The organism is Croceibacterium aestuarii, from assembly GCF_030657335.1.
Classification (GTDB): domain Bacteria; phylum Pseudomonadota; class Alphaproteobacteria; order Sphingomonadales; family Sphingomonadaceae; genus Croceibacterium_B; species Croceibacterium_B aestuarii.
This window is the reverse complement of record NZ_CP131039.1, coordinates 1,413,991-1,440,000: the sequence shown is the minus strand read 5'-3', so window position 1 is coordinate 1,440,000 and position 26,010 is coordinate 1,413,991. Positions and strand designations below refer to the sequence as shown.

Here is a 26,010-nt window from a genome sequence, read left to right as displayed (position 1 = left end):
TAGCAGTCATTTCTAACTGTTATCCCGAACCTAAAGGCAGGTTCCCACGCGTTACGCACCCGTGCGCCACTAACCCCGAAGGGTTCGTTCGACTTGCATGTGTTAGGCATGCCGCCAGCGTTCGTTCTGAGCCAGGATCAAACTCTCAAGTTTGTGTCACACACCAAGCAAGCACGGATCGAAATCCGCTAACCCGCAAGGCATGAGCTTCAAGGAGCCGATACCTGCACTGTCAAACGTAATGGATACGAATGAACATGCATCACCCAATGCAGACGTGGTGTCCACACCGGATGTGGCGTCGGCATAAGTAACCGGTTACCGGAGCCTTGAGGTCCCCGGACCGGGCGCCGTCGCCCACATGTCCCTTCATCAAAAACCGACAATGTCAAAGAGCCATCCAACAAAAGTGGCGGACAACAATGGCTCCCCGATTTACACCGGGGGACCGGTTGTCCGTTTCTGTTGGCGACCAACGAAGCTCGGCGGTGAAACCGTCTGCGCCCCGTCGGTGAAGCGGCATATATGGGCGGCCTTGATTCGGGTCAACAGCCTTTTTGCAATTTTATTTCACGAACCCAAAAAAACTTGCCGAAGCGCTTGTAGAATATGGGTTTTCAGGCGGGAACCGCAAGGCCGCCAAGGCGCCGCGACGGCCTTAAACCAAATCTTATCGCGGCGTGGTTAATCCCGCCCCCATGATCCCGCCCGCTTCAATGGCCCTGGGCCGAGCCCCTGCGCCCACGCCTGCCCACGCGGGGGGTGCACGATGAGCGGTGAACTCGGCGAGAGCGTGCGCCGCGCCGTACTATGGCGTTCGGGCAGCCAGATCTTTTCCCAGCTCGTGGCCTGGACCTCGACCCTGGCGGTCATTCGCATTCTCAATCCGGCCGACTACGGCCTGTTCGCCATGGCCGAGGTCGTGCTGGTCTTCCTGATGTTCCTCAACGGCTATGGCTTTGCCGGGTCCCTGGTGAAGGAAGAAGAGGTGACCCAGACCAAGCTGCGTCAGGCGTTCGGCGTGCTTCTGTTGGTCAACTGCACCCTGGCACTGCTCCAGGTTGCGCTCGCCCCGCTGGCGGCCGAGTACTACCGCCAGCCCATCGTTGCCGAGTTGCTCCGCACCCAAGCGCTGATCTTCCTCGCCACGCCTTTCATCGCCCTGCCCGAAGTCATGCTCATGCGGCGCATGGACTTTCGCACCCAGGCGATCGTGAATATCGCCGCGACGGTCGTATCCGCCGCGGTCGCGCTCGGCTGTGCCCTCTCCGGATACGGCGTGTGGACGCTGATCTACGCACCCATCGCGCTGTTCTGGACCAAAGCGATCGGCCTTGTCTTTGCTACTCGCATCGTCGTGCGGCCGAGCTTCCGCTTCGCTGGCGCCGCCAATATGTTCAATTTCGGGCTGGCCATGGTCCTCGTGCAGTTCTGCTGGATCGTCATGAGCAAGGCCGACGCCTTTCTCGCAGCGCGGCAGCTGACCGCGCATGACCTCGGCCTCTATACCGAGGCCTTCTTCCTGACTTCGCTGGTGGCGACGAAGTTTGTGCCCCCGCTCAACGACGTGGCGTTCCCCGCCTACGCCCGGCTTCAGCACGATCGCGAGCAGCTTGGCGCCGCCTTTCTCAAAGCCGTACGCCTTGTTCTGCTGCTGACCTGCCCGCTCTATTTCGGGCTCGCGGTGGTCGCGCCCGATGCCATCGCTTTGGTCCTGGGCGCCAAGTGGGTCGCCATGGCCGGGCTGGTGACAATTCTCGGCTTCGCCATGCCGGCGCTGACGTTGCACATCCTGTTTGCGCCCGCGATCAACGCCACAGGCCGAGTCGGCATTACAATGCGTACCTCGATTTTCGGAGCGCTCGTGATGCCGATTGCCTTCTATATCGGCATGCAGTGGGGCGCCGAAGGCTTGGCCATTTCGTGGTTGGTAGCGGCTCCGCTGCTGCCGCTGTTCACTTTCCTGATGGCGCGCAAGCTGCTGCATCTGAACCTGCGCCGCTTTGTCGCCGCGATCGCGCCGGGCCTGCTATCGGCTGCTGCCATGGCGATGGCGGTGCGCGAAGTCGGCGAGCGCCTCGCCGGTTTCGCGCCGTGGGAGCGGCTCGCGATCGAAGTGGCGTTCGGCGGTCTCGTCTATGTCGCGATCCTGTTGGCGACCTCTCGCGAGACCGTGCGCGAACTTTACGCAATGGTTGTGCGGCGTAAACCGCCGGCGCCCGCCACAGCCTAAGCATATTTCTCGATTGCGGCAGTTCGTGTTATAATCTTCCCATCGCTCGCCGGGGGCCCGGGCGAAATTGGGAGAGAACCAATGTCAATTTCCCGGATGATGGCTGCGGTGGTCGCCTTGGCCTCCGTGGCGTCGACGCCTCCACCAGCACAACCCGAAGAGCCTGATTCAGTATCCGATGTTGAGCAAATTGCTCTCCAGAAGGAATATTACGACCGCGTCACCGTCCCCGTGCATCTCATGGGAATCGGGCCCTACAAGTTCATGGTCGATACCGGCGCGCAAGCGACCGTCGTCTCGACGCGAGTCGCCGATGAAGTCGGGCTGCATGAACGCAGGGCTGCCGTACTGGTGGGAATGGCAAGCAAAGCCAACGTCGAAACGGCTGAAGTTCCGCAGTTCACGCTCGGGAGCCGCGAGTTCCATATTCAGACGGCACCGATCGTTCCCCAAGAGAACCTTGGGCTGGCCGACGGTATTCTCGGGCTCGACAGTCTGCAAAACCAACGAGTGCTGATCGATTTCGTCAAGAAACGGATCCTGGTTGCCGACTCCGATACGCTCGGTGGCAACGTCGGCTATGAAATTATCGTCAAAGCCCGTCGCAAGCTTGGCCAACTGATTATCACTGGGGCCAGGATCAACGGCATCGATACCGATGTTATCGTCGACACGGGATCGCAAAGCAGCCTCGGCAACATGGCGCTGCTCAAGCGGCTCCGGAGCGCGCGCGCATTGCCGGACAACACGATCACCGATGTCAACGGCGAACAGCTGACTGGCAATGTGAAGGTTGTCCGGAAGCTCGAAATAGACAGAATGTCGATAAGCAACCTCCCAATTATTTTTGCCGACGCACCGCCGTTCGAATCGCTTGGCATGCACGAGAGACCGGCTCTCATCCTCGGAATCACTGAACTGAAGTTGTTCCGCCGGGTGGCGATCGATTTCAGTAATCAGAAGATCCTGTTCGACTTGCCGCACGACGTGCGAGGGCAAAATGCGGTGATCGGCGGGATCATCGGCTAAAGGACGATCCGGGGCGATTGCCGTTTGGCCTAATAGTCTCCATCTGGAGCCGATGACGGCGGGACAATCGGACAATAGGGCCACAAAGCCCGACCCGGCGGACTGGGCGACCGTTCGCCGCTTCCTGCCCTATCTCTGGCCGGCAGGACGCCGCGATCTGCGCGGCCGCATCGTGCTTTCGGCGCTCTTCGTCTTGCTGGCCAAGATCGTCGTATTGACCTTGCCGTTCGCCTACGCGCGCGCGGTCGATACCATGGCGGCCGAAGGCGATCCGAACGTCGCGGCGGCTCTGGCGCTGGTCATCGCCTATGCCGCGGGCCGCTTTGCCACCGTCGCGTTCGACAACGTCCGCAACATGGTATTCGAACGCGTCGGCCAGGATGCGGTCCGGCACCTGACCGAGGACGTTTTCGCCCGGCTTCACCGGTTGAGCCTCAGGTTCCACCTTTCTCGCCGCACCGGCGAAGTGACCAAGGTCGTCGAGCGGGGGACCAAGTCGATCAACTCGATGATCTACTTCCTGCTGTTCAACATCATGCCGACGATCGTCGAGCTGCTGGTCGTCGCGGTCATCTTCTATACCAAGTTCGGCTGGGTGATGGTCGCCGCCACCGCGCTGACCGTGGCGGTGTATATCTGGATGACGCGGACCATTACCGAGTGGCGCACCAAACTGCGGGCACAGATGAACGAACTCGACGGAACGGCGCTCTCGCGCGCGGTCGATTCGCTCCTCAATTACGAGACCGTCAAATACTTCGGCGCCGAAGATCGCGAGCTGCAGCGCTACGGCTCGGCCGCGCGCGCCTATGCCGAAGCGGCGATCAAGTCCGAGAACTCGCTGGGCCTGCTCAACATCGCGCAGGCGGTCGTCATGAACCTGATGATGGGCGGCGCCATGGCCTTTACCGTTTGGGGCTGGAGCAAGGGAAGGCTGAGCCCGGGCGACCTGGTGCTGATCAACACCTATCTCATGCAGCTGTTCCGCCCACTCGACATGCTCGGCTGGGTCTACCGGACGATCCGCCAGGGCCTGATCGACATGGCGCAGATGTTCAAGCTGATCGATACCGAAATCGAGGTGAAGGATGCGCCCGGCGCCCCGGCGCTGGTTGTCAGCCGGCCGACCGTGGTGTTCGACGACGTGGTGTTCGGTTACGACCGCGATCGCGAGATCCTGCACGGGCTCAGTTTCGAGGTCCCGGCCGGAGGCCACGTCGCTATCGTCGGCCCGTCGGGCGCGGGCAAATCGACAATCGGCCGCTTGCTGTTCCGCTTCTATGATCCCTGGAGCGGGCGCATCCTGATCGACGGACAGGATATCGCGCAGGTGACGCAGGAATCGCTGCGCAAGCAGATCGGCATCGTCCCGCAGGACTCGGTGCTGTTCAACGAGACGATCGGCTACAACATCGCCTATGGCCGCGATGGTGCCGGCCAGGCAGACGTGATCGCGGCCGCGCGCGATGCCGCGATTCTGCCCTTCATCGAGAAACTCCCGAAAGGTTTCGACACCGAGGTCGGTGAGCGCGGGCTGAAGCTCTCCGGCGGCGAGAAGCAGCGCGTCGCAATCGCCCGCACGCTGCTCAAGAACCCGCCGATCCTGCTGCTCGACGAAGCGACGAGCGCGCTCGACACCCGCACCGAACAGGACATCCTGACAACCTTGAAACGGGTGTCGCAGCACCGCACCAGCCTGTCGATCGCCCACCGCCTGTCGACGATTGCCGATAGCGATTTGATCTATGTCATGCACGAGGGCCGGCTGGCGGAGCAAGGTAGCCATGGCGAATTGTTGCGCCGTGACGGGCTTTACGCCGAGATGTGGGCGCGCCAGGCGCACGAGCAGGAAGCACTGGAGGAGGCCGCGGAGTAGGCATGTAACGATAGGTCGCGCGGGCGTTACGGTAAATCGCTTGCCTGTGCCGGCGGCGAGGAACAGCACCGCAGCGAACTGCCACCACAACTCGAGGATGATCCGATGAAAGCTATCGCCCTGCTCCCCGCCCTGGCCCTGGTCGCCGCCTGTTCCCAAGGCGCCAAGGAAGAAGAGCCGCTCACGGTGCACGACGTCATGGTCAAGCAGATTGACGGCAATGCCGATCCGATTTGGGAGATCACCAACGCTTCGTTGGACGATAGCGCGGCGATCAATCCCGCGAAGATGACCGACGAACAGTGGGCCGAAGTCGAAAAGCGCGCCCTCGCCGTCAAGGCCGGTGCGGAGACTCTTGCCGAGATGAAGAAGTTGGTGCTGATCAAACCGGGCGAGAAGATTTCCGACCAGGATGTGGAGGGCGGCTCGACACCCGCGAAGGTCCAGGCGCATCTCGATGCCGCGCCCGACGATTTCCGCCAGTTTGCCGGCGTCCTCGAAGCGCACATGGCCGACCTCGCAACCGCCGCCAAGAACCACGATGCCGCCGCGGCGACACCCTTGGTGGACCAGCTCGACGGCGTGTGCGAGAGTTGCCACCTCGAATTCTGGTATCCGGAACAGAAGGCGCTGGTCCAATCGATCCGCCAGAAGAACGGCGACGATCCCACCACCTGACGGGAAGACAAGGCTAAGGAGCGGACATGAAGATCGAACAGATTGCCATCGCCGGGGGACTGCTTGTGACGGTCCTCGCGGCTTGCCAGACCGTCCCTCCTTCCTCGGCCGCGCCCGAACCGGCTACGCTCGGTGTGCGCAAGGCCATGATCGACAGCGTCAATCCAGCGGCGCTGCAGATCTGGGCCGTGGGCAACGACGCGCTCGACGATGACGGCGCGCCCGACCCCTCCAAGCTCGACTCCGCTGCGCTGAAGGATCTCAAGGAGGGCGCCACGCTCCTGGGCGAAGGGGCCCGTCGTCTTGCGCTTGCGAGGGATCTGCGCGCATCCGGCCCGGACCTCGTCGGCGGCAAGGTTCCGGAGGGCGTCGCCACGCGCGAGCAGATCCAGGCTGCCATCGATGCCAATCCGGCCGGCTTCCGCGCCTATGCCGCGGTCATGGGCGACCAGGCCGACGGCATCCTCAAAGCGATCGAATCTGGCGACAAGGCCGCGATATCCGACCGGCTTATGTCCTTCGACGGGGCCTGCCAGTCGTGCCACGAGAAGTATTGGTACGTCGCGCAGTAACCTCGGCGCCCGCGTCGCCGGACCAACTTCCCGGCCTCCCTCGCGCCGGCCTTGGAATGGGCCCCTCGTTGCGGCCGATCAGAGAATGTACTTGCTGAGATCGCTGTCGCCGGCGAGATCGGCGAGGCGTTCGCGAACGTAAGCGGCGTCGATCGGCACGGTCTCGCCCTTGCGATCCTCGGCCTCGAAACTCAGTTCCTCGAGCAGCTTCTCCATCACCGTCTGCAGCCTGCGGGCGCCGATGTTCTCGACGCTCTCGTTCACTTGCGCCGCGATCTTCGCCACCTCGCTCACAGCATCCTCGGACACCTCCAGCGTTACCTCCTCGGTCGCGAGCAAAGCGCAATACTGTTCGACCAGGTTGGCCTTGGTCTTGCTCAGGATGCGCACGAAGTCCTCTTCGGTCAGCGAGCGCAGTTCGACGCGAATCGGCAGGCGGCCCTGCAGTTCGGGCAGCATGTCCGAAGGTTTGGCCACGTGGAATGCGCCCGAGGCGATGAACAGCACGTGGTCGGTTTTCATGGGGCCGTATTTGGTCGCGACCGTGGTTCCTTCGATCAGCGGCAACAAGTCGCGCTGGACGCCCTCGCGGCTAACCGAACCGCCGCGCACGTCGCTGACCGCGATCTTGTCGATTTCGTCGAGGAAGACGATGCCGTTGGTTTCGGCATTCTGCAGCGCCACCCGCGCGACGTCGTCCTGGTCCATCCGCTTCTCGGCTTCTTCGTCGACCAGCTTGTCCCAGGCGTCGGGCACCTTGAGCTTGCGCCGCTTGAGGTTCTGCTTGCCGAAGGCCTTGCCCATCATCTGGGTCAGATCGATCATGCTCGCCCCGCCCATGCCCGGGATGTCCATCATCGGACCTGCCGGAGCATCCTCGATCTCGATCTCGACCTCCACGTCGTTCATCGCATTCTGGACGATACGCTCGCGGAAGCTCTCGCGGGTTGCCTCGCTGGCATTCTCTCCGACGAGGGCCTTAAGCAACCGGTCCATCGCCGCAGTGCTGGCCGCTTCGCGCACCGCCTCGCGGCGGCGCTCCTTCTCGAGCCGGATTGCGTCCTCGACCAGATCGCGCGCAATCTGCTCGACATCGCGGCCGACGTAGCCGACTTCGGTGAACTTGGTGGCCTCCACTTTGACGAAGGGAGCCTCGGCCAGCTTCGCCAGCCTGCGGCTGATCTCGGTCTTGCCGCAGCCGGTGGGTCCTATCATCAGGATGTTCTTGGGCGTGACCTCGTCGCGCAAGGCTTCGGGCAAGCGCTGGCGGCGCCAGCGATTGCGCAGCGCCACGGCCACCGCGCGCTTGGCGTCCTTCTGTCCGACGATGTGCTCGTCGAGCGCCGCGACGATGGCTTTGGGGGTCAGGTTTTCCATGAGACTCAGATTGTTTCGACAGTGACACGGTCGTTGGTGAAGACGCACACATCGGCGGCCACTTCCATTGCCCTGCGGGCAATCTTTTCGGCATCGTCTTCGTAAGGGTCGAGCGCCCGCGCGGCGGACAGCGCGTAGTTGCCACCCGAGCCGATCGCGGCGATCCCGCCTTCCGGTTCGAGCACGTCGCCATTGCCGGTAAGCACCAGCATCACGTCCTTATCGGCGACGATCATGAGCGCTTCGAGATTGCGCAGGTACTTGTCGGTGCGCCAGTCCTTGGCCAGCTCGACCGCGGCGCGCATCAATTGGCCGTGGTACTGTTCGAGCTTCTTTTCGAGGCGTTCGAACAGGGTGAAGGCGTCGGCCGTCGCGCCGGCGAAACCGGCGATGACCTTCTCGTCCTTGCCGAGCCGCCGCACCTTGCGGGCGTTCGGTTTCATCACCGTGTTGCCCATCGAGACCTGGCCGTCGCCAGCGATCACGGTCTTGCCGCCTCTGGCCACGCCTATGATCGTCGTCCCGTGCCAGCGCGGTGCGCCGTGGCTGTCAGATTGTCCGTCCATGCCGCGCGATATGGGGCCCGCACGGAATGGCTTCAAGCCAAGAAGCGGGGCGGATTATTGCCCTTGGCCGCCGCCGGCAGCGCCCGGGCCTGCTCCGACCTGACCGATGTTGCCGAACAGGTCCTGCAGGAAGTTCCGTTCGCGGCCCAGGGTGGGCGTCTTGTCGCCTTCGGGATCTATCCGCACGATCGCGTCCATGCCGGAACGGTCGGCAGCGGTCACATTGCCCGCTTCATCGAAAGTGACGGCGAGCACCGTGTGCTGCCTGATCTTCGGATCGGTAAACGGCTTCTGCGCGCTGAGATTGGAGACGTAGTACCAGGTCGGCGTGCCGAACATGCTGGTGAAGGTCGGCCGGCCCAGCGTCGCCTCGACCGACTGGCGATTGTCGATGCCCGGCTGGACAGCCTGGACCAGAGTTTCGTCGATAATGTAGCCACGATGCTCGTTGATGGTCGAACATCCAGCGGTAAGCGCCAGCGTCCCCAGCAACAGCGCCGTGCAAAGCTTTACCGTCATGGGCGAAACGATCTCCGAACATTCCTGCGCACATTGCCAGCGTGGCCTGTGCGACTATATCGGCGCTGGCCTTAGGGGCTGGCGCGCCGCTGTGCAACGTCGCGCTTTGCCCCGGGGCGTTGAACCGCCGCTGAATGGACAGTTGCCCGCCGATGAGCCTGCTCGCCCGCCTGTTGGGAACACCCGATCCCCGCGACGCGCTGCGCCCCCTGTGGCACAGCACGGTGCTCGTCTCGCGCCAGCGCGAGTGGTATTCCGAATGCGGCGTGGCCGACACGGTGGGCGGCCGTTTCGACATGATCACCCTGGTGCTCTCGCTGGTCCTGATGCGGCTCGAGGCGGCGGGAAAGACGGGCGAAACGGCATTGCTCACCGAGCTGTTCGTCGAGGACATGGACGGCCAATTGCGCGAGAGCGGGGTCGGCGATCTGGTCGTCGGCAAACGCGTCGGACGGCTGATGGAGGCTCTCGGAGGGCGTCTCGGCGCCTATCGCGGCGCAATGGAGGATGCCGGCGGCGGCGCGCTGGCCGCGACCCTGTCCCGCAACGTCACGCTTACAGACGGCGCCGAACCCGGCCCGCTGGCCCGGCGAATTCGCGAACTGGCCGCCAAGCTCGATGCGACCGCGCCCGATGATCTTGTCGCCGGACGGATCGAGCGATGAGCCGGGCAGAATTTCCCCGACCGGTCGACCGGCGCCATCTCCCGGCCGGACCGCTGCACCTCGAGGCCAACGAGGCCGAGCGCAAAGCCCTGGCCGAACGCTTCGGCCTGGTTTCGATCGACCGGCTGGTCGCCGATGTCGAACTGACCGCCGAGGGCGGCGGGATCGACGCCGACGGCAGGCTGCAAGCGGCCATCGTCCAGAGCTGCGCGGTGACCGGCGAGGATCTGCCGGCGGACATCGACGAGAGCCTCACGCTGCGGTTCGTTGCAGACACGGACGCCAACTATGGCGAGGGCGACGAAATCGAGCTGGACGAGGACGAACTCGACGAGATCGTCTTCAGCGGCAACGTATTCGACCTTGGCGAGGCCGTCGCGCAGACCCTGGCGCTGGCCGTCGACCCCTACGCCACCGGCCCCAATGCCGACCGCGTGCGGGAGGAAGTGGGGCTGGACGACGAGCCGGCCGAGGGTCCGCTTGCCGCAGCGCTCTCGGCCCTCAAGAAGGGCTAATCCACCCGATCCTAGAACGGAATATCGTCGTCGAGGTCGTCGCCCATGCTCGACCCGCCGCCACTCGATCCCCAATCGTTGCCGCCGCCGCGGCTGCCGCCGCCCGAAGAGCCACCGCCCGAGCCCCAGTCGCCGCCGCCCCCGCGACTGCCACCGCCGCCGCCCTGGCCGCCGGGTGCGCCGTCGAGCATCGTCAGCGTGCCGTTCATGCCGCGCAGCACGACTTCGGTCGAATAGCGGTCGTTGCCGCTGTTATCCTGCCACTTGCGCGTTTGTAGTGAGCCTTCGATGTAGACCTTCGAGCCCTTGCGGAGATACCGCTCGACCACGCCGACGAGACCTTCGGAGAAGATGGCCACGCTGTGCCACTCTGTCCGCTCCTGCCGCTCGCCGGTATTCTTGTCTTTCCACGTCTCGCTGGTGGCGATGCGCAGGTTGGCCACCTTGCCGCCGTTCTGGAAGCTGCGGATTTCCGGGTCGGCCCCGAGATTCCCGATGAGCATCACTTTGTTCAGGCTGCCGGCCATGTCTTCGATTCCTCTCTAGCTTGAACAGCGGCCTATCGAATGCGGGACAGAGTCGCCAGCCCCGCGCGGCCATTTCCACAAGCGTCAGAGTCCGAGCGCGGTTGCAAGCCAGAAGGTGAGTCCGGCGAAAATGTAGGCCAGGGCGAACAGGTATCCGACCATGAAGGCCGGCCATTTCCAGCCGTTCGTCTCGCGCCGGGCGACGGCAATGGTCGACAGGCACTGCGGGGCGAATACGAACCAGACGAGGAACGCGAGCGCCGTCGGCAAGCTCCAGCTGGCGCGGAGCTTGGGCATGAGGCCCTGCGCCGCAGCATCGTCGTCGGGGGCATCGACGGCATAAGTCGTGGCGAGGGCCGACACGGCGACTTCGCGCGCCGCCATCGCCGGGATCAGGGCGAGCGCGATCTCCTTGTTGAAGCCGATCGGTTCGACGACGACATGCAGCCCGCTGGCGATCTTGCCGGCAAAGCTGGCTTCGCTCTGACTTTCGCCGGGCATCGCGCGCGGGAAACTCAGCAGCAGCCACAGCACCACAGTGGCAGTGAAGATGATCGTGCCGGCCCGGCGCAGAAACACCCAGGCACGCTGCCACAGGCCGAGCAGCACGTCGCGCAGCGGCGGCCACTGGTATTTCGGCAGTTCCATGATGAAGCCCGATGCGTCGCCGCGCGTCACCGTGCGGCGCAGCACCAGCGCGGCGCAGAACGCGCCGACGATCCCGGCGACATAGAGCCCGAACAGCACCAGTCCCTGCAGCCCCACCCCCGGCACGACGGCGCGGTTCGGGATGAAGGCGGAAATGATCACGGCGTAGACCGGCAGCCGCGCGGAGCAGGTCATCAACGGAGCGACGAGTATCGTGGTCAGCCGGTCCTTCGGATCGGCGATGGCGCGCGTCGCCATGATCCCCGGAATGGCGCAGGCGAAACTCGAAAGAAGAGGAATGAAGCTGCGGCCCGACAGCCCGACCTGCGCCATCAGCCGGTCCATGATGAAAGCCGCGCGGGCCATGTATCCCGATTGCTCCATCACCAGGATGAAGGCGAACAGAGTGATGATCTGCGGCAGGAAGACGATGACCGAACCGACGCCGGTCAGCACGCCGTCGGTCAGGAGATCGCGCAGCACGCCGGCGGGCAAGTTGGCCTTGGCCGCGCCAATCAACGCGGTGATGGCGCTGTCGATACCGTCGGCAAAGGGCGTCGCCCAGGCAAAGACTGCCTGGAAGATGACGAACAGCAGGCCGAACAGGATCACGGGGCCGAGCCAGGGGTGCAGCAGCAGCTTGTCGAGCCGGGCGTGCAGCCGATGGCGCGCGGTTTCGGAGAGAATCGCGCCCTTGGCGATGTTCTGCGCCGCGAGCCGCCGCTCGGGCAGGGTCAGATGCGGGCGGCGGTGCGCGTGCTGGTCGAGCTCTGCGGTGGCTTCGGCCTTGTCGACTGCGGCGACAAGCTCGCTGATGCCCTTGCGGCGCACAGCGACGGTCGGGATGACGGGCACGCCGAGCGATTCCGCCAGGGCCCGCGCATCGAGCACCAGCCCGTCGCGCTCGGCGAGATCGACCATGTTGAGCGCGACGACGACCGGGCGGCCCAGTTCGATCAGCTCCTGCGCGAACACCAGATGCTGCTCGAGGTTCGCCGCATCGAGCACGACGATCAGCACTTCGGGCTGCGCCTCGCCGGCAAATTCGCCGAGCACCACGCGGCGCGTGACTTCCTCGTCGGGACTGCTGGCGTCAAGCGCATAGGAGCCCGGCAAATCGACCAGTTCGAGCGGCTCGCCGCTCGGCAGGATCATCCTTCCGGACTTACGCTCGACGGTCACCCCGGCGTAATTGGCGATCTTCTGGCGCGCGCCGGTCAGCACGTTGAACAGCGCGCTCTTGCCGCAGTTCGGATTGCCGACGAGGGCCGCGGTCCGCAGTCGGGTCATGCGGTCAGGCCTCTTGCACCTGAATCGCCAGGGCGTGCGATCGGCGCAGCGCCAGCGTCATGCGGCCGACCAGCAGCGCGATCGGGTCGCGGCCGCCGAACATACCGCGATGGGCAATCGCGACATGCGCGCCCTCGTCGATCCCCAGCGCACGCAACCGCTTGGCTTCCTCGGGCGCGAGGACGGCCCAGTCGATCTTGACAATCGTCGCGCGGCGTCGCGGAGGCAATTGGTCGAGCGTCATCATGGGCCCGGTGACAGAACCGCGCGCTTTTTGCAACTGGTTCTCATTAGGATTTACCGGGCGGGATAGCGCAACCGGCCGAAGAACCGCATGACGTCGAAGCGATCGCGGTCGCGCAGCAGGCGGGCCTTGGCCTTCTCGAACTTCATCACCCCCTCGATCCGCCGGTCGAGAAAAGCCCTGGTCTCGGCCTTGTCCTCGCTTTCGTCGCCGACGAACACCGCCAGCGTCGCGGCGTAGAGCGAAGCGAGGATCGCGCGCTTGGTGTAATGGTTGTAGTCGGTCGCAGTATCGCCGGCGAGGCGCCAGATCGCGTCGGCACTCGACCAGCCGAGCCTGGCGGTGCGGGCCAGATTCTGCGGCATGGCCTCGATGGCCAACGCGCGGCGCAGCGCCTCTTCGAGACCGGCGACAGCTTCGAGGCGGAACCAGACGAGCGCGCGAATCCGTTCGCGAACCGGCATCTGGGCGAGAACTTCGGGCTTGAAGGATTCGGCCATGCGCGCATCGACCCACCCGATCCACCCAGCAATCATGTCCATCGAACCGCCCGGATAGGCGAGCCGTGCCACGGCCGGATCCACGCCCGCCGCGGCCGCCGCCGAAACCAGCGCGGTATCGCTCCAGCCGTCGAAGACCGCCGCGGTGGCAATTCGCGGCGCGAGGGCGATGCGCATTTCGTCGAGCGTCGGATCGTCAGCGCCGGCCATTGTCAGAACGACGGTCCATAGACCTTGGCCGGCTTCTTCGCCGTATTGTCGCCGTCCTTGTCGCGCCGGTCGATTTCGGCGAGGACCGCGTTGCTGGGCCCGTCGAGCGCCGCGTATTGCCGCGCCGAACGACCCGAGTTGTCGGTCCGGTCGGGATCGGCCCCGGCGGCGAGCAGCGCCCGCAGCAAGCCGATGTCGCGCCGGTGAACCGCCGACATCAGCGGGGTTTCCCCGGTGCTGCTGGCCACGTCGACCTCGGCCCCCTTCTGGGCCAGAAGCTGGACGCCCTCGATATAGCCCATTTGCGCGGCGAGCATCAGCGGGGTCACGCCCTTCTTGTCGGCGATGTTGGGATTGGCATTGAGCCCGAGCAGATAGTCGATCCACGGCAAGTCGCGCCGTTCGACGGCAATGTGCAGCGCCGTGCGCCCGGTCGAAAGGTTGCGCGAATCGATGATCGTCTGGTTCTTGTTGAACAGCTCGACGACCGTGTTGCGGTCCTTCTTTTCGACCGCCTGAAGAAACTTGAAACCGTCCGAATAGAGCTGGGCCGCCGCCGGCGTCGTCGCCAGCGCAAATCCCAACGCCAATGAAAGGGCGAGACCCGCCCGCCTGATGCGATGGACCAGAGCCACCTTGACCTTACCTCCAAATTTTCCAGCGGACAGCCGCGCCCCTGACGCAGCCGACCCTTGCCGCACGGCGGTTAGCAGAGCATGAACCGATGCGCCATGCTTCGTACCTTTCTCGCCGCCGCGCTTCTGCCCCTCGCCCTCGCCGCCTGCCAGGCCCAGGACTCGGCCAGCGGGGCACCCCCGCTCGCCGGCGCGGCCATCGGCGGGCCGTTCACGCTGGTCGACAGCAAAGGCGACACCGTGCGCTGGAGCGACTTCGACGGCAAGTATCGGGTCGTCTATTTCGGCTACACTTATTGTCCCGACGTGTGCCCGACCGACGTCGGCCGGATCATGCGCGGCTATGCCAAATTCAAGGCCGAAAAGCCCGAACTGGCCAAGCAGGTCGTGCCGCTGTTCATCTCGGTCGACCCGGCGCGCGACACGCCCGCGGTGGTTGGAGAATTCACCAACGCCTTTTCCGACGATCTGATCGGCCTGACGGGCACGCAGGAGCAAGTCGACCAGGCGGCGAAGGAATTCGCGGTCTACGTCGAGAAGGGCGAAGCCAACGAGGAAGGCGGATACCTCGTCAACCATTCGTCGGCTGCATATCTGATGGGCCGCAAGGGCGAACCGATCGCGCTGTTGCCGGTCGAGACCGTCGACGATGGAACGGCGATCGCTGCGGAACTGGCCAAGTGGGTGCATTGAGAGACCGTTTCTGGGAACATCCGCTTGCCGATCTCGACCGCGAGGAATGGGAGGCCTTGTGCGACGGGTGCGGGCATTGCTGCCTGCACAAGCTGGAGGACGAGGACACCGGCGAAATCCATCACACCAACGTCGCCTGCAAGCTGCTCGACACCGAGACCGCGCGCTGTACCGACTACCGGCACCGAAAAGCCTTCGTGCCCGATTGCCTGCGGCTGACGCTGAAGCTGGTCTACACCGTGCCGTGGCTGCCCGAGACATGCGCCTATCGCCGCCGGGCGGAGAACCGCCCGCTGCCCGAATGGCATCCGCTGCTGACCGGGAGCCGCGAGGCGATGATCGCGGCTGAAGCGAGCGTGGCCGGCAAGGTCGTCTCGGAACGCGAGGCCGGGGATCTCGAAAACCACGTCGTCGAATGGGAGGAGCCGGCGTGATCGACTGGCTGCGCGGCCCGGCCGAGGACCCCGTCATCGAGGTCGGCGGACGAGCACTGCCCCTCGCCATCCGCCGCCATGCCCGCGCCAAGCGCCTGACCATGCGGCTGGCGCCCGACGGGAGCGAGGTCCGCGTGACCCTGCCGCGCTGGTGCCGAACCGCCGACGCGCTGGTCTTCGCCCATGCCCGCAGCGACTGGCTCGAGCGCCAGCTCGCCGCGGTGCCGCGTAGCGAGCCTCCCGCGCCCGGCGGCACGCTACGCTATCGCGGTACCGAGCTCGCCATAGTTTGGGACACGGGGCATCGCCGCGCGCCGAGACTGGACGGTGCCAGCCTGTTGGTCGGCGGGCTGCAACAGAGCCTGGCAGTCCGGCTCCGGCGCTGGCTGGAAAAAGAGGCGGAGCGCCTGTGCGCCGAAGATCTCGCCTTCTACTGCGCGCGGGCCGGCCGTAGCACGCCGCAGATCCGCCTGTCGCGCGCCCAACGCCGCTGGGGCTCGTGCTCGGATAGGGCGACGATTCGCATCAACTGGCGGCTGGTGCAGGCCCCGGACCACGTGCGCCGCTCGGTCGTCGCCCACGAAGTCGCCCACCTCGCCCACTTCGACCATTCGCCGGCTTTCCATGCCGAACTGGCGCGCCTCTACGAAGGCGACATCAAGGCGGCAGACCGCTGGCTGAAGGAGCGTGGCCGCGAGCTTTACGCGGCGTTCGGATAGGCCAAGCAGATGCCCGATGCTCCACCTGCCGGCGCCTTCGCCATCGTCCCGACCGGCGATCTCGCCGGTGCCATCGCGTTCTGGGAGCAGATGGGATTCGCGCGCACCGGCGGCGAGCCGACTTACGTCATCATGACCGGGTGGGATTGTGAAATTCACCTGCGTCCCGCCGATCCGCCGCCGTGGGACGTTCCCGCGAACAACCCGTTCGGAGTCTTCATCCGTACGCCGCACGTCGCAGAGATTGCCGCGCGGATGGAAGACAGGGTAATTCGTCCCGGCGGCGTGCTGCGGCACCGCGAGTGGGGGCTCTACGAAGTCGGCCTCGCCGGCCCGGACGACCTGCTGGTCCGCGTCGGCTGGCCTTCGAGCCTGGTCGACTGATCCCCGGCCCGACCGCTTCGGAGGCGCGATTCGCTCCGGCTCTGCAACGCTCTCCGAGAATTGCCGGCCCGATGGCCGGTTCTCTTTGAAAGACAGGCTGCTGCGCGTTTTCATCTCGTCATTGCGTATCGGGCGGGTGGTCGCATTGTCGTGGTGCGACCCCGCCGATTTCACAGGATCGCGTGCGACAGGGGATTGCCTGAATTGGAAGATGACCGATGACCAAGACGATCTCTACACTGGCGCTCGCCGCCGCCCTGATGGGAGCGCCCGCCGTCGCCGCGGCGCAATCGGCGGATGCGCCGCCCGCCCCGCCCAGCGAAGCTGCAACCCCGCCGCCGCCCGCCTCGACCGACAAGGCGCCGCCACAAGTCCCGCCGTCGACCAGCAATTCCAGCGCATGGGATCGGGATGGCGATCGCAAGGCCGATCTTTGGGACGAAAACGGCGACAAGGGCGCGGACCCGGCCGACCCAGACGGTGATGGCGAGCCCGGTACAACCGGGCAGAGCGGCGGCGAACGTGGGGCAATCCCGGCCGAGCCGGCTACGCCCGCGGACCCGGCTACGCCGGCGGAACCCGCAACCCCCGCGCAAGACTAGCACTCGGGCCGGGCGGTCCGTCCCGCCGCCCGGCCCGACACCGTTACGGGATTCGCCCTAACCACCTGTTAACCCTGATTTGGCAAGACGGGCACATGGCGCGTTTCGTCCTTCTTGCGGCCGCCGTGTTGCTGGCCGGCGTTCCGCCTCTCGAAGCGGAAGCCGATGCCCGCGAATCCGATAGGGCCGCCGCGACCGATGATGGCGGCGCGGCGCACGGCCTCGACACCCCGCTCACCGCCTTCGGAGCCCCGACCGACGGGAATGGCAAGGGCAAGGGCAACGCCGCGCCACTGGCGATTTCCATCGACGCCGGGATCCGCTTCTCGTTGCTGGCGCTGCGCGGTCCGGTCGACGGCGACGCTCTGATCGACCCGGTGAGCGGAGAGACTCGCCCGGGGCCGAACATGATTAACCTCGGCGGCCTTTCGTTCCAGGGCAAGGCGGTGATTACCGGCCAGCCGCTCCGGCCGATCCGAGTGGAGTTGCCGACCCAGGTGGTACTGCACAGCCCGGACGGCTCGCAGGCGCGGCTCACCGAATTCACCACCGACCTGCCCGGTGTCGCACTGCTCGACGCCGACGGCCGGCTCGAATTCTCTTTCGGCGCCAAGCTCGATTCCCACAACGCCACGGGCGGGAAGTTCCGCGGCAGGATCCCGATCCGCGTCAACTATTTCTGACGTTACATCGTATCGGGCTGGCGCAGCGCGGCGCCGGTCCCTATCTTGCGATCATGAAGTTCTGGCGGATGATCTCCCCGCGCCGCGCCGTGACCGATTTCGTCGAGGAATGGCGCCGACCGCAGCCTTACCGCTGGCAGATTTTCGGCGTCTCGGTGGCGGCGACCTTTGCGCTGATGATGCTGCTCATCCCCAAGAGCGAGCGGGCTCCCCCCGAGAAGCCGGACATCACCTACATCACGACCTGGCAGGACGGACGCAGCGAAGCCGAAATCGTCGCATCCAACATCGCCAACCAGCAGCGCAAGGAAGAACTGCAGGCCGAACAGGCCAAGCGCGACGCGATCCGCAAGGAATTCTACCGCGAACTGGGCCGTGCCACCGGGCTCGACGTCGACAAGATGGAGCGCGAGGCCAAGCAGGAAGAAGCCGCCAGGGCCGCCGCCAGAGCGCGCGAAGAGCAAGCGCTGGAAGCCCGGCGCGAGGCCGCCGGTCAGGCACCGCTTCCGATCCAGTCCGCCCCGGGTGAATGACCCCGCCGGCACCTGACGCAGATTCGCGCTGGCTTTCCGCCGCAGCCGCGCTGGCCGAGCGCGCGCGCCCGCTGAGCCGGCCCAACCCGGCCGTCGCGGCGATCGTCGTCAAGGACGGGATCGTCCTCGGCCGCGGTTGGACGCAGCCTGGCGGCCGCCCCCATGCCGAGGCGCTCGCGCTGCAGCGGGCCGGCGAGCTGGCGCGCGGCGCAACGATTTACGTGACGCTCGAACCCTGCGCCCATCGCAGCGAGCGCGGACCGGCCTGCGCGGATTTGCTCGTCCAGGCGCGCATCGGCCGCGCGGTCGTCGGCGTCGGGGATCCGGATCCGCGCACGGCCGGCAGCGGCATCGCCCGCCTGCGCGAAGCGGGCATTGCGGTCGACCTGGCGGATGACGCGGCGTGCCGCGCGAGCCTCGCCGGGTACCTCGCCCGGGCGCATTCGGCGCGGCCCTTCGTCACGCTCAAGCTGGCGCTGACTGCCGACGGATTCATCGCCCGGAGCGATGGCTCGAGCAAGTGGATCACCGGGGAAGTGGCGCGCGCACACGCCCACCGCGAACGGGCGCGCAGCGATGCCATTCTCGTCGGCGGCGGCACGCTGCGCGCCGACGCCCCGCGGCTCGACGTGCGCCTGCCCGGGCTCGAGGCGCGCAGCCCCCAGCGGCTGGTGCTCACCCGCGGCGCGGCGCCCGAAGGCTGGCGGGCGATTGCCTCGCCCGAGGCGATCGGCGACCTCGAAGGCGCGCAGTATCTGATGATCGAAGGCGGCGCCGAGGTCGCGCGCGCGTTCCTCGATGCCGGGCTGGTCGACCGGATCATGCTCTACCGCGCCCCGGTGACATTCGGCGCAGGCATTGCGCCCTTCCCCTATGGGCTGCCCGCCGGGTGGCGGGTGACCGGACAGCGCAATCTCGGTCGCGATACTCTCGAAATCCTCGAGCCGGCACGCTAGGGAGCATCCATGTTCACCGGGATCGTCACCGCCATCGGCACCATCGAAGCGCGCGAAGAGCGCGGCGACCTGCGGCTGCGCATCGCCTGTCCGTGGGACCCGGCCGCCATCGCCATCGGCGCCAGCGTGGCCTGCGCGGGGGTGTGCCTGACCGTGGTCGAGAAGGGCGGTGAGGCCGGTTCCGCGTGGTTCGCGGTCGATCTTTCCGCAGAAACCCTCTCGCGCACCGCGAAGGGCGCCTGGGCCGCCGGGGCCAGCGTCAACCTCGAACCCTCGCTGCGTCTCGGCGACGAGCTCGGCGGGCATATCGTTTCGGGCCATGTCGACGCGGTCGGCACGGTGGTGGCGAAGGCGGCGGAAGGGGATTCGGTCCGCTTCGCGATCGAAGCGCCGAGTGAGCTTGCCCCGTTCCTCGCCGAAAAGGGATCGGTCACGGTCGACGGGGTTTCGCTGACGGTCAATTCGGTGGAGGACCGGGCCGACGGTTCTGTCCGCTTCGGGCTCAACATCATCCCCCACACCGCCGAGGTCACTACCCTCGGCGCGCTGGAAGAGGGGGCCGAGGTCAACCTCGAAATCGACACGGTGGCGCGATACCTCAAGCGGCTGGAGAGCCTGCGGGCGTGACGCAAGGGCGCGAATGACGCGCTCGATTCGTCCGCCGGAGACCGGGAACGGTCAGTTGTCGTCGGTCAGCCCGTGCTTCTTGATGCAGTGGCGCAGCTGATCGTAGGTCAGCCCAAGCGCCTTGGCGGTCTGCCGCTGGTTCCAGCGATTGGCGCCGAGGTGATGCTCGACGATCGACTTCTCGAAATTATCGACCGCCGCTCGCAGGTCCTCGACCGAGGCGTAGTCGGGGCCCGCGGGAGCGCGCTGGGACGCTTTGTGGTCCTCCTGCGTCACCTTGTGCGACGCTTCCCCCTGGGGAATCCACGGGCTGTCGAAGGGGTCGAACTGGACGTGGCTGATCGGCTCGTCCCATTCGTCCCAGCGGTAAACCGCCCGTTCGATGACATTGCGCAGCTCACGCACGTTGCCGGGCCACGAATACTCGTCGAGCTCGCGGCGCACATGGTCGGCGAAGCCGGGCCAGCGATCCCAGCCGATCTCGGCGGCCATGCGGCGGCCGAAGTAGTCGGCCAGCACCAGCACGTCGCCCTCGCGCACCCGCAGCGGCGGAAGCGTAATCACCTCGAAACTCAAGCGATCGAGAAGGTCGGCGCGGAACCGTCCGTCGGCCGCCAGCCGGGGGAGATTCTCGTTTGTCGCAGCGACGATCCGAACATCGACCCGAACCGGGCGGTTGGAACCGATCCGCGTCACCTCGCCGTATTCGACCGCGCGCAGCAGGCGCTCTTGCGCGCCCATCGACAAAGTCGCCAGTTCGTCGAGGAATAGCGTGCCCCGGTCGGCTTGCTCGAACCTCCCCTCGCGCGATCTGGTAGCGCCGGTGAAGGCTCCGGCCTCGTGGCCGAACAACTCGGCCTCGATCAGCGTTTCGGGCAGCGCCGCGCAGTTCATCGTGACGAGCGGCTCTTCCCAGCGGTTGGACAGGCGGTGCAGGCGCTCGGCGATAAGTTCCTTGCCGGTCCCGCGCTCCCCCACGACCAGGACGGGACGGCGCATCGGCGCGGCGCGGCTGGCGCGCTCCACCGCATCGAGGAACGCTCCCGACTGGCCCACGAACTGCTTTTCCCGATCCATTGACCAACCTTTAGCGAATTTTGCCAAGTCATGGCAATATGCACCTCTGTAGACTTGCGGAAAGCCTAATATAGCATTGATATTAGGTCTTTTTCTCGGATTGGCACGCAGGTTGCTATACAATGAACAAGGTTTGGCTCAGGAGAAAACGACCATGTTCGACCGCAACTTCTTCACCAGCAAGCTCGGCATCGCCGCGCTGGTAAGCGCGGCCATGATGGTGATCTTCAACGTCTATGCGTTGAACATCCAGCATGTCGCGGCGGCCCCGGCGGCGGCGACCGCTGCCGGATCGGCCCTGGGTCTCCCGCTGGTGGTGCTGGCATGAGCGAGGACAACGGCCCGCTGCGGCCGATCCCACGACCCCGCGCCGAGGCCTCGCGTCTCGACCGCGAGATCGAACGGCTGCGCACCAGCCCCACACCAACTTCTAATTCCTTTGCTTCCGGAGGCGTCTGGATGGGTATCTTTTCGCGTACCCGCGATATCATCGCGGCCAATTTCAACGAACTTCTCGACCAGGCAGACGACCCGGCCAAGATGATCCGCATGATCATCATGGAGATGGAGGAAACCCTGGTCGAAGTCCGCGCCAGTGCGGCACGGACAATCGCCGACCAGAAGGAAATGCACCGTCACACGGTCAAGCTGGAGAAGCTCCAGGCCGACTGGGCGGACAAGGCCCAACTGGCGCTGTCGAAGGACCGCGAGGACCTTGCCCGCGCCGCGCTGCTCGAGAAGAAGCGCGCCGCCGACATGGCCGACCAGCTCAAGCAGGAAATCGCCGTACTCGACGATGCGCTGCGCGCCTACGAACAGGACATCGCCAAGCTGCAGAACCGCCTGCGCGAGGCGCGCAGCCGGCAGACGCAGATTGCCGCCCGGCTGGAAAGCGCGGAAAACCGTGTCAAGTTGCGCAGCCTGATGACCAACGAGCGAGTCGACGACGCGCTCGCCCGGTTCGACCAGCTCGAACGCCGGGTCGACTATGCCGAAGGCCGGGCCGACGCGCTGTCGATCGCCGACGGCACGAGCAAGCCCAGCCTGGCCGACGAGATTTCCGCGCTCGAAGGCTCGGACAAGGTCGATGCCGAGCTCGAGGCCATGAAACGTGCGCTCGGCATGACGGGCACCGAAGACAAGCAGGAGGATTAAGCCGTGGACACTGTATTCGTTGTAGCAGCCATCTTCATCGGGCTGCCGTGGATCATCCTCCACTACATCACCCGCTGGAAGACCGCGGCGACCATTACCAGCGACGACGAAGTGCTGCTCGAGGAACTCTACAGCCTCGCCAAGCGCCTCGACGAGCGGATGGACACGGTCGAGCGGCTGGTCGCCAGCGACAATCCCGACTTCAAGCCGGCGCGAATCCAGCATGACAAGGAAATCGACAACGAGCCGCTGCGCGAGCTGGATCGCCTGCTGGCCGAACGGGGAGACCGCAAGTGACCAGCAAGCACACCACGCTCTATCGCGACAAGCAGAACGCCAAGCTTATGGGCGTCTGCGCCGGGATCGCCGACTATACCGGCATCGATGTCCTGTGGGTCAGGCTGGGCGCGATCCTGCTCACCCTGGCGACCGGGTTCGGCATTCCGCTCTACTTCTTCGCCGGCCTGCTGCTGAGCAAGAAGCCCGCGCATCTCTACGTCGACGCGCAGGAGCAGAAATACTGGCAGCGCGTGCGCCAGTCGCCTCAGCGCACCGCACGCGAGATCCGCGCTCGCTTCCGCGACGTCGACCGCCGCTTGGCCGAGGTCGAATCCTACTACGTCTCCAGCAACCCGCGTCTGTCCGCCGAAATCGAACGGCTGCGCTGAGGAGAATTCAGGTGCTCGACGATATTCTTCCCATGCTTGCTCCCTTTCTGATGGTCCTCGGGATCGTCTGGATCAAAGGCCGGAACCGGCTGGAAGAGAAGCGCATGAGCATCACCGCCCAGGACAGTGCCGAGAAGGCGACGCACTACGCCACGCGGATGGCTGCGATGGAAGATCGTCTGCGGGTCCTGGAACGCGTCATCACCGACAAGGGATACGATGTCGCGACGCAAATCGAGGCGCTACGCGACCAGCGCCGCGTTGAGGAGCGACTCGAAGACCGCACCGGCACGCGGTGAGACGAAACAGGGTTTGATGGAGGAATAACGTGGGTGAACTCGTTGCAATCGTCAGTATCGTCATGGGCTGCGGCATTCCGATCGTCGCCATCTGGGCGAAGCACCAGCAGCGGCTCGCGGAAATGCAGGTCGACACGACCGCGCAACAAACTGCCGAACGTGCCGCCCAGTACGTCGGCCACGTGAAGGAGCTGGAGGACCGCGTCCGCGTGCTCGAGCGAATTGTCACCGACAAGGGCTACGACGTCGCCACACAGATCGAGGCGCTGCGCGATCAGCGCCGGATCGAGGAGCGGCTGGACGACCTGCGCGAACCGTCGCGCAACTGAGGAGAACCTAGATGGATTTCGGCAGCCCCGAATTCGTTCTTTCGATCGTTGCCATGGCGATGTTCGCCGGGGTGCTCAAGACCTCGATCCGCGCCCGGCACGGTATGGAGGAACCGCATTCCCGCCGCGCCGGACGCGAGGTCCGCGGAACCGAGATTGCCCTGATGCGCGACGAAAACGCCGGGCTGATCGCCGACTTGCGCGCGGACAACGCCCGCCTGACCAACCGGCTCGAATCCTGCGAGGACCGCGTCCGCGTGCTCGAACGGATCGTCACCGACAACAGCTACAACCTCGCCAGCGAAATCGAACAGCTGCGCGACCGCCGCGAGAACGCCTGATGGGACCCGGTGAAACGATCGCGATGGTCGCCATCGCCGGTGTCGCGGTCGGCGTGCTGATCACGATCGGCACCACGCTGCACAAGTGGATCGATTACAAGCGCCACCGCGCCGACCTTGAACTGCAGGCCCGCGGCGCGGCGTCTTCGGATCGCGGCGAAGCCTACCACGAGCTGCTCGAAGAGCGCGTCCGTGTGCTCGAACGCATCGTCACCGATCGCGGCCAGGACGTGGCCCTAGAGATCGAGGCGCTGCGGGGCCGCGTTGCGCTTCCGGCCGGTGCGCACGAGACGGAGATGGACCAATGAGCCCGAACGACATCATGGAAATCATCATGCTGGGCATCACCGGCACCGTAGCGATCGTCGGCATCAGCATCGCCGGTTGGGTCTACAACACCCGGCAGAAGATCAAGAACGGCTATCCGCTCGAAAGCATGTGGGGCAAGCCGATGCACCCGCAGCTGACCAACGAGGCGAACGAGCGGGTCAAGCTCGTCACGCAGGAAAACGCCCAGCTGCGCGCCGAACTCGGCTCGATGAAGGACCGTTTGGCCATCGTCGAACGGATCGTCACCGACAGCGGCTACCAGCTCGGCCACGAAATCGACCGCTTGCGCGACAAGGAGAACTTTCAGTGAACCCGCCCGAATTCATTCTGATCATTGTCCTGGCCGGGATGGGCTTGAGCGCCTGGAAGATAAAGCACGGCTACGGCCGCTACGGCCGGCGCGATCGTGGTTACGACGTCGAGCAGGCCGAACGCCTGGCGCAGTCTTCGGCCCGCGAGAAGGAATTGCAGCGCGAGGTCGAGGACCTGCGCGAACGGGTCAAGGTGCTCGAGCGCATTGCGACCGACGACCGCGGCTCGCGCCTGTTGGCCGACGAGATCGACAAATTGCGCGACAAGTGATTGCGGAAAGGATTCACACCATGCTGGATCAGGAAGTTCTCATCGCCGGAAGCTCGCTCATCGGGCTGCTCGTGATCGCCGCCACCCTGCTCAAGGGTTGGCAGGGCTGGCTCGCCCTCAAGGACCGCGAACTCGAGCTGCACAAGCCGCAGAACCGTGCCGGCCGCGAGATTGAAGGCGGCGCCGGCGAAGGCGCGGCGCGGATCGAAATCGCCGACCTCAAGGAACGCATCCGCAAGCTCGAGGCGATCGCCAGCGGGGTCGACCTGTGAACAATGCCACCGGGCACGCCACGCGCGCCGGCATCGGGCTGGGCAGCGCGATTGCGGTGGCCATCTCGTGGAGCGTCAACAAGTCGATCGTCTGGGCCATCATCCACGGGATCTTCTCGTGGTTCTACGTGATCTACTACGCCATCACGCGGCCGGGCGGGATCTCCGGCTAACGCGGACTGGACGCAGCGCCTGCGCACTGCCATCTGGCGCGCCATGCGCCCGCTTTCAGACATTGCCGAGGAATACGACTTCCTCGATGCCGACGAACGCTACCGCCTGCTGATCGAACTCGGCCGCGAACTCGAGCCGATGCCGGCGCCGCTCAAGACCGACGCCACGCTGGTCCGGGGCTGCTCGGCGCAAGTGTGGATCTATCCGGTCGAAGAGGGCGAGGCTCTGCACTGGCTGGCCGACAGCAACGCCGCGATCACCAAGGGCATCGTTGCGCTGGTTTTGTCGGCGGTGCAGGACAAGCCCGCCGCCGAGGTGGCGCAGATGGACGTGGCCGCCGCGCTCGAGCCCTTCGACCTCAGGAACCAGCTCAGCTCCAACCGCACCCAGGGCGTGCCCAACATGATGGCGCTGATCCGCCGGACCGCAGAGCGGTTTGCGCAGCAATCCTAACCCGCTCAGCGCGGTTTGGGCAGCCCCGTGCAAGTGAAGCGCCTGTCGTCGATAACCAGCAGGGTCTGGCCGTAGTCGCCCTGCGGCTCGATCCACACGTCGGACATTCCTTCGCGCGCGGCGATGACCGGCTTGTCGCGCATGAACATCGCCTCGATCCAGCGCGCCGAGGGGTCTTTCCCGAGCACGTAGCCGTCGGTGTAAAGGTCCGTGTTGCCGCTCCACGCCGTTACGACCCATCCCCGCGGCCGTTCCGACACCGGATGCTCGGTGAAAGAGCACAGCGGGTTCGCCTGCGGTTCGAGTCGCTGGTCCCACGAGCCGGAGGCGCGCTTCAGCGCGGCGCGCTCGCCGAAAGGCGGCAGACCTCCTTCGGGCAGTTGCGCCTCGCCGACGCGCGGGCCTGCGGGCACCGCCTCTGCCTGATTGGCCTCGCCGGCCGTCTCGTTCCCGCCACCGCTGCACCCGGCCAGTCCCAGGCTCGCAGCGCAAATTGCCGTTATGCCAATACGCATCTTGCTTTCCTCCCGCCTCGCGCCTATCTGGCCGTCATCCCGACATTGGTAACAGAGTCTGGTGCTGGCGCCTCCGGGGGCCGGCCCGAACCCGGTTCAA

General features: G+C 65.6%; 39 protein-coding genes and 1 rRNA gene (1 of these 40 only partly in view). 29 read left to right on the top strand and 11 right to left on the bottom strand.

All coding sequences use genetic code 11. The features are described 5' to 3' along the window. Positions 1–153 (bottom strand): 16S ribosomal RNA (locus Q7I88_RS07005) (it extends 1,338 nt beyond the left edge of the window). Between the two features lie 616 nt (positions 154–769). On the opposite strand from Q7I88_RS07005, the gene Q7I88_RS07000 reads away from it, so the two are divergent. The 5 genes from Q7I88_RS07000 to Q7I88_RS06980 all read left to right on the top strand — a co-directional run bounded on the left by Q7I88_RS07000 (position 770) and on the right by Q7I88_RS06980 (position 6,388). Then, positions 770–2,233 (top strand): lipopolysaccharide biosynthesis protein, encoded by a 1,464-nt coding sequence (locus Q7I88_RS07000; protein ID WP_305098329.1) that lies wholly within the window; start codon positions 770–772, stop codon positions 2,231–2,233. Between the two features lie 81 nt (positions 2,234–2,314). Next, positions 2,315–3,262 carry an aspartyl protease family protein gene (locus tag Q7I88_RS06995; protein ID WP_305098328.1) on the top strand — a complete coding sequence of 316 codons (948 nt, stop codon included), beginning with the start codon at positions 2,315–2,317 and terminating at the stop codon, positions 3,260–3,262. 52 nt (positions 3,263–3,314) lie between these two features. Next, on the top strand, positions 3,315–5,138 hold the full coding sequence (locus Q7I88_RS06990; protein WP_305098327.1) for an ABCB family ABC transporter ATP-binding protein/permease: 1,824 nt from the start codon (positions 3,315–3,317) through the stop codon (positions 5,136–5,138). 105 nt (positions 5,139–5,243) lie between these two features. Then, the gene (locus tag Q7I88_RS06985) at positions 5,244–5,816 is read left to right on the top strand and encodes a cytochrome c (protein WP_305098326.1); all 573 of its coding nucleotides are present in this window, start codon (positions 5,244–5,246) and stop codon (positions 5,814–5,816) included. Between the two features lie 26 nt (positions 5,817–5,842). Further along, complete coding sequence (locus Q7I88_RS06980) at positions 5,843–6,388, top strand: cytochrome c (RefSeq protein ID WP_305098325.1); 546 nt, start codon at positions 5,843–5,845, stop codon at positions 6,386–6,388. A gap of 78 nt (positions 6,389–6,466) precedes the next feature. Here the strand turns inward: Q7I88_RS06980 and hslU are convergent, their stop codons facing one another. The 3 genes from hslU to Q7I88_RS06965 are packed head-to-tail and all read right to left on the bottom strand — an operon-like array spanning position 6,467 to position 8,850. Continuing rightward, a complete protein-coding gene (gene hslU / locus Q7I88_RS06975; RefSeq protein ID WP_305098324.1) occupies positions 6,467–7,765 on the bottom strand; it encodes an ATP-dependent protease ATPase subunit HslU in 1,299 nt (432 codons plus the stop codon). Positions 7,766–7,770: 5 nt separating this feature from the next. Next, entirely contained in the window at positions 7,771–8,331 is a 561-nt protein-coding gene (gene hslV / locus Q7I88_RS06970; protein ID WP_305098323.1) for an ATP-dependent protease subunit HslV, read from the bottom strand. 54 nt (positions 8,332–8,385) lie between these two features. Beyond that, positions 8,386–8,850 (bottom strand): outer membrane protein assembly factor BamE, encoded by a 465-nt coding sequence (locus Q7I88_RS06965; RefSeq protein WP_305098322.1) that lies wholly within the window; start codon positions 8,848–8,850, stop codon positions 8,386–8,388. A gap of 134 nt (positions 8,851–8,984) precedes the next feature. Between Q7I88_RS06965 and Q7I88_RS06960 the strand changes: the two genes are divergently transcribed. Together Q7I88_RS06960 and Q7I88_RS06955 are read left to right on the top strand one after the other, a co-directional pair. Next, positions 8,985–9,515, top strand: coding sequence for a ubiquinol-cytochrome C chaperone family protein (locus tag Q7I88_RS06960; protein WP_439648369.1), 531 nt, complete (start codon positions 8,985–8,987; stop codon positions 9,513–9,515). Continuing rightward, a complete protein-coding gene (locus Q7I88_RS06955; protein ID WP_305098321.1) occupies positions 9,512–10,030 on the top strand; it encodes a YceD family protein in 519 nt (172 codons plus the stop codon). The genes Q7I88_RS06960 and Q7I88_RS06955 overlap by 4 nt, the downstream gene beginning before the upstream one ends. An 11-nt stretch (positions 10,031–10,041) precedes the next feature. On the opposite strand, the gene ssb is transcribed toward Q7I88_RS06955, so the two are convergent. From ssb to Q7I88_RS06930, 5 genes are all read right to left on the bottom strand, one after another. Beyond that, positions 10,042–10,557, bottom strand: a complete 516-nt coding sequence (gene ssb, locus Q7I88_RS06950; RefSeq protein WP_305098320.1) for a single-stranded DNA-binding protein — start codon at positions 10,555–10,557, stop codon at positions 10,042–10,044. 84 nt (positions 10,558–10,641) lie between these two features. Then, positions 10,642–12,495: a ferrous iron transporter B gene (gene feoB / locus Q7I88_RS06945; RefSeq protein ID WP_305098319.1), complete on the bottom strand. Its 1,854-nt coding sequence runs from the start codon at positions 12,493–12,495 to the stop codon at positions 10,642–10,644. A gap of 4 nt (positions 12,496–12,499) precedes the next feature. Next, on the bottom strand, positions 12,500–12,739 hold the full coding sequence (locus Q7I88_RS06940; protein ID WP_305098570.1) for a FeoA family protein: 240 nt from the start codon (positions 12,737–12,739) through the stop codon (positions 12,500–12,502). A 53-nt stretch (positions 12,740–12,792) separates the two neighbouring features. Further along, positions 12,793–13,449: a COQ9 family protein gene (locus Q7I88_RS06935; RefSeq protein ID WP_305098318.1), complete on the bottom strand. Its 657-nt coding sequence runs from the start codon at positions 13,447–13,449 to the stop codon at positions 12,793–12,795. A gap of 2 nt (positions 13,450–13,451) precedes the next feature. Then, entirely contained in the window at positions 13,452–14,084 is a 633-nt protein-coding gene (locus Q7I88_RS06930; protein WP_305098317.1) for an ankyrin repeat domain-containing protein, read from the bottom strand. A gap of 96 nt (positions 14,085–14,180) precedes the next feature. On the opposite strand from Q7I88_RS06930, the gene Q7I88_RS06925 reads away from it, so the two are divergent. The 9 genes from Q7I88_RS06925 to Q7I88_RS06885 all read left to right on the top strand — a co-directional run bounded on the left by Q7I88_RS06925 (position 14,181) and on the right by Q7I88_RS06885 (position 19,715). Next, positions 14,181–14,777 (top strand): SCO family protein, encoded by a 597-nt coding sequence (locus tag Q7I88_RS06925; RefSeq protein WP_305098316.1) that lies wholly within the window; start codon positions 14,181–14,183, stop codon positions 14,775–14,777. Then, the gene (locus Q7I88_RS06920; protein ID WP_305098315.1) at positions 14,765–15,211 is read left to right on the top strand and encodes a YcgN family cysteine cluster protein; all 447 of its coding nucleotides are present in this window, start codon (positions 14,765–14,767) and stop codon (positions 15,209–15,211) included. Before Q7I88_RS06925 ends, Q7I88_RS06920 begins: the two co-directional genes overlap by 13 nt. Next, positions 15,208–15,930 carry a M48 family metallopeptidase gene (locus Q7I88_RS06915; RefSeq protein ID WP_305098314.1) on the top strand — a complete coding sequence of 241 codons (723 nt, stop codon included), beginning with the start codon at positions 15,208–15,210 and terminating at the stop codon, positions 15,928–15,930. The genes Q7I88_RS06920 and Q7I88_RS06915 overlap by 4 nt, the downstream gene beginning before the upstream one ends. 9 nt (positions 15,931–15,939) lie before the next feature. Continuing rightward, positions 15,940–16,314: a VOC family protein gene (locus Q7I88_RS06910; protein ID WP_305098313.1), complete on the top strand. Its 375-nt coding sequence runs from the start codon at positions 15,940–15,942 to the stop codon at positions 16,312–16,314. A gap of 218 nt (positions 16,315–16,532) precedes the next feature. Continuing rightward, positions 16,533–16,916: a hypothetical protein gene (locus Q7I88_RS06905; protein ID WP_305098312.1), complete on the top strand. Its 384-nt coding sequence runs from the start codon at positions 16,533–16,535 to the stop codon at positions 16,914–16,916. Positions 16,917–17,011: 95 nt separating this feature from the next. Next, complete coding sequence (locus tag Q7I88_RS06900; protein ID WP_305098311.1) at positions 17,012–17,599, top strand: DUF4402 domain-containing protein; 588 nt, start codon at positions 17,012–17,014, stop codon at positions 17,597–17,599. Between the two features lie 53 nt (positions 17,600–17,652). Further along, entirely contained in the window at positions 17,653–18,132 is a 480-nt protein-coding gene (locus Q7I88_RS06895; RefSeq protein WP_305098310.1) for a hypothetical protein, read from the top strand. Next, a complete protein-coding gene (gene ribD, locus Q7I88_RS06890; RefSeq protein WP_305098309.1) occupies positions 18,129–19,088 on the top strand; it encodes a bifunctional diaminohydroxyphosphoribosylaminopyrimidine deaminase/5-amino-6-(5-phosphoribosylamino)uracil reductase RibD in 960 nt (319 codons plus the stop codon). Before Q7I88_RS06895 ends, ribD begins: the two co-directional genes overlap by 4 nt. A 9-nt stretch (positions 19,089–19,097) precedes the next feature. Continuing rightward, complete coding sequence (locus Q7I88_RS06885; protein ID WP_305098308.1) at positions 19,098–19,715, top strand: riboflavin synthase; 618 nt, start codon at positions 19,098–19,100, stop codon at positions 19,713–19,715. Positions 19,716–19,766: 51 nt separating this feature from the next. On the opposite strand, the gene pspF is transcribed toward Q7I88_RS06885, so the two are convergent. Then, entirely contained in the window at positions 19,767–20,792 is a 1,026-nt protein-coding gene (gene pspF / locus Q7I88_RS06880; RefSeq protein WP_305098307.1) for a phage shock protein operon transcriptional activator, read from the bottom strand. Positions 20,793–20,946: 154 nt separating this feature from the next. Between pspF and Q7I88_RS06875 the strand changes: the two genes are divergently transcribed. The 13 genes from Q7I88_RS06875 to Q7I88_RS06815 all read left to right on the top strand — a co-directional run bounded on the left by Q7I88_RS06875 (position 20,947) and on the right by Q7I88_RS06815 (position 25,395). Beyond that, positions 20,947–21,120 (top strand): hypothetical protein, encoded by a 174-nt coding sequence (locus Q7I88_RS06875; RefSeq protein WP_305098306.1) that lies wholly within the window; start codon positions 20,947–20,949, stop codon positions 21,118–21,120. Between the two features lie 131 nt (positions 21,121–21,251). Continuing rightward, the gene (pspA, locus tag Q7I88_RS06870; protein ID WP_305098305.1) at positions 21,252–21,947 is read left to right on the top strand and encodes a phage shock protein PspA; all 696 of its coding nucleotides are present in this window, start codon (positions 21,252–21,254) and stop codon (positions 21,945–21,947) included. A gap of 3 nt (positions 21,948–21,950) precedes the next feature. Next, a complete protein-coding gene (gene pspB, locus Q7I88_RS06865; RefSeq protein WP_305098304.1) occupies positions 21,951–22,244 on the top strand; it encodes an envelope stress response membrane protein PspB in 294 nt (97 codons plus the stop codon). Then, the gene (pspC, locus tag Q7I88_RS06860; protein ID WP_305098303.1) at positions 22,241–22,615 is read left to right on the top strand and encodes an envelope stress response membrane protein PspC; all 375 of its coding nucleotides are present in this window, start codon (positions 22,241–22,243) and stop codon (positions 22,613–22,615) included. Before pspB ends, pspC begins: the two co-directional genes overlap by 4 nt. 11 nt (positions 22,616–22,626) lie before the next feature. Further along, positions 22,627–22,914 carry a hypothetical protein gene (locus Q7I88_RS06855; RefSeq protein WP_305098302.1) on the top strand — a complete coding sequence of 96 codons (288 nt, stop codon included), beginning with the start codon at positions 22,627–22,629 and terminating at the stop codon, positions 22,912–22,914. A gap of 62 nt (positions 22,915–22,976) precedes the next feature. Beyond that, positions 22,977–23,243 (top strand): hypothetical protein, encoded by a 267-nt coding sequence (locus Q7I88_RS06850; protein WP_305098569.1) that lies wholly within the window; start codon positions 22,977–22,979, stop codon positions 23,241–23,243. 11 nt (positions 23,244–23,254) lie between these two features. After that, a complete protein-coding gene (locus tag Q7I88_RS06845; RefSeq protein ID WP_305098301.1) occupies positions 23,255–23,584 on the top strand; it encodes a hypothetical protein in 330 nt (109 codons plus the stop codon). Further along, positions 23,584–23,892, top strand: coding sequence for a hypothetical protein (locus tag Q7I88_RS06840; RefSeq protein ID WP_305098300.1), 309 nt, complete (start codon positions 23,584–23,586; stop codon positions 23,890–23,892). The genes Q7I88_RS06845 and Q7I88_RS06840 overlap by 1 nt, the downstream gene beginning before the upstream one ends. After that, positions 23,889–24,224, top strand: coding sequence for a hypothetical protein (locus Q7I88_RS06835; RefSeq protein WP_305098299.1), 336 nt, complete (start codon positions 23,889–23,891; stop codon positions 24,222–24,224). The genes Q7I88_RS06840 and Q7I88_RS06835 overlap by 4 nt, the downstream gene beginning before the upstream one ends. Continuing rightward, positions 24,221–24,496 carry a hypothetical protein gene (locus Q7I88_RS06830; RefSeq protein ID WP_305098297.1) on the top strand — a complete coding sequence of 92 codons (276 nt, stop codon included), beginning with the start codon at positions 24,221–24,223 and terminating at the stop codon, positions 24,494–24,496. The genes Q7I88_RS06835 and Q7I88_RS06830 overlap by 4 nt, the downstream gene beginning before the upstream one ends. A gap of 20 nt (positions 24,497–24,516) precedes the next feature. After that, a complete protein-coding gene (locus tag Q7I88_RS06825) occupies positions 24,517–24,768 on the top strand; it encodes a hypothetical protein (protein ID WP_305098295.1) in 252 nt (83 codons plus the stop codon). Then, on the top strand, positions 24,765–24,941 hold the full coding sequence (locus tag Q7I88_RS06820; protein ID WP_305098294.1) for a hypothetical protein: 177 nt from the start codon (positions 24,765–24,767) through the stop codon (positions 24,939–24,941). The genes Q7I88_RS06825 and Q7I88_RS06820 overlap by 4 nt, the downstream gene beginning before the upstream one ends. A 43-nt stretch (positions 24,942–24,984) precedes the next feature. Then, positions 24,985–25,395 (top strand): SufE family protein, encoded by a 411-nt coding sequence (locus tag Q7I88_RS06815; protein WP_305098293.1) that lies wholly within the window; start codon positions 24,985–24,987, stop codon positions 25,393–25,395. A 5-nt stretch (positions 25,396–25,400) separates the two neighbouring features. Here the strand turns inward: Q7I88_RS06815 and Q7I88_RS06810 are convergent, their stop codons facing one another. Continuing rightward, positions 25,401–25,910 (bottom strand): hypothetical protein, encoded by a 510-nt coding sequence (locus Q7I88_RS06810; protein ID WP_305098292.1) that lies wholly within the window; start codon positions 25,908–25,910, stop codon positions 25,401–25,403. Between the last annotated feature and the right edge of the window lie 100 nt (positions 25,911–26,010).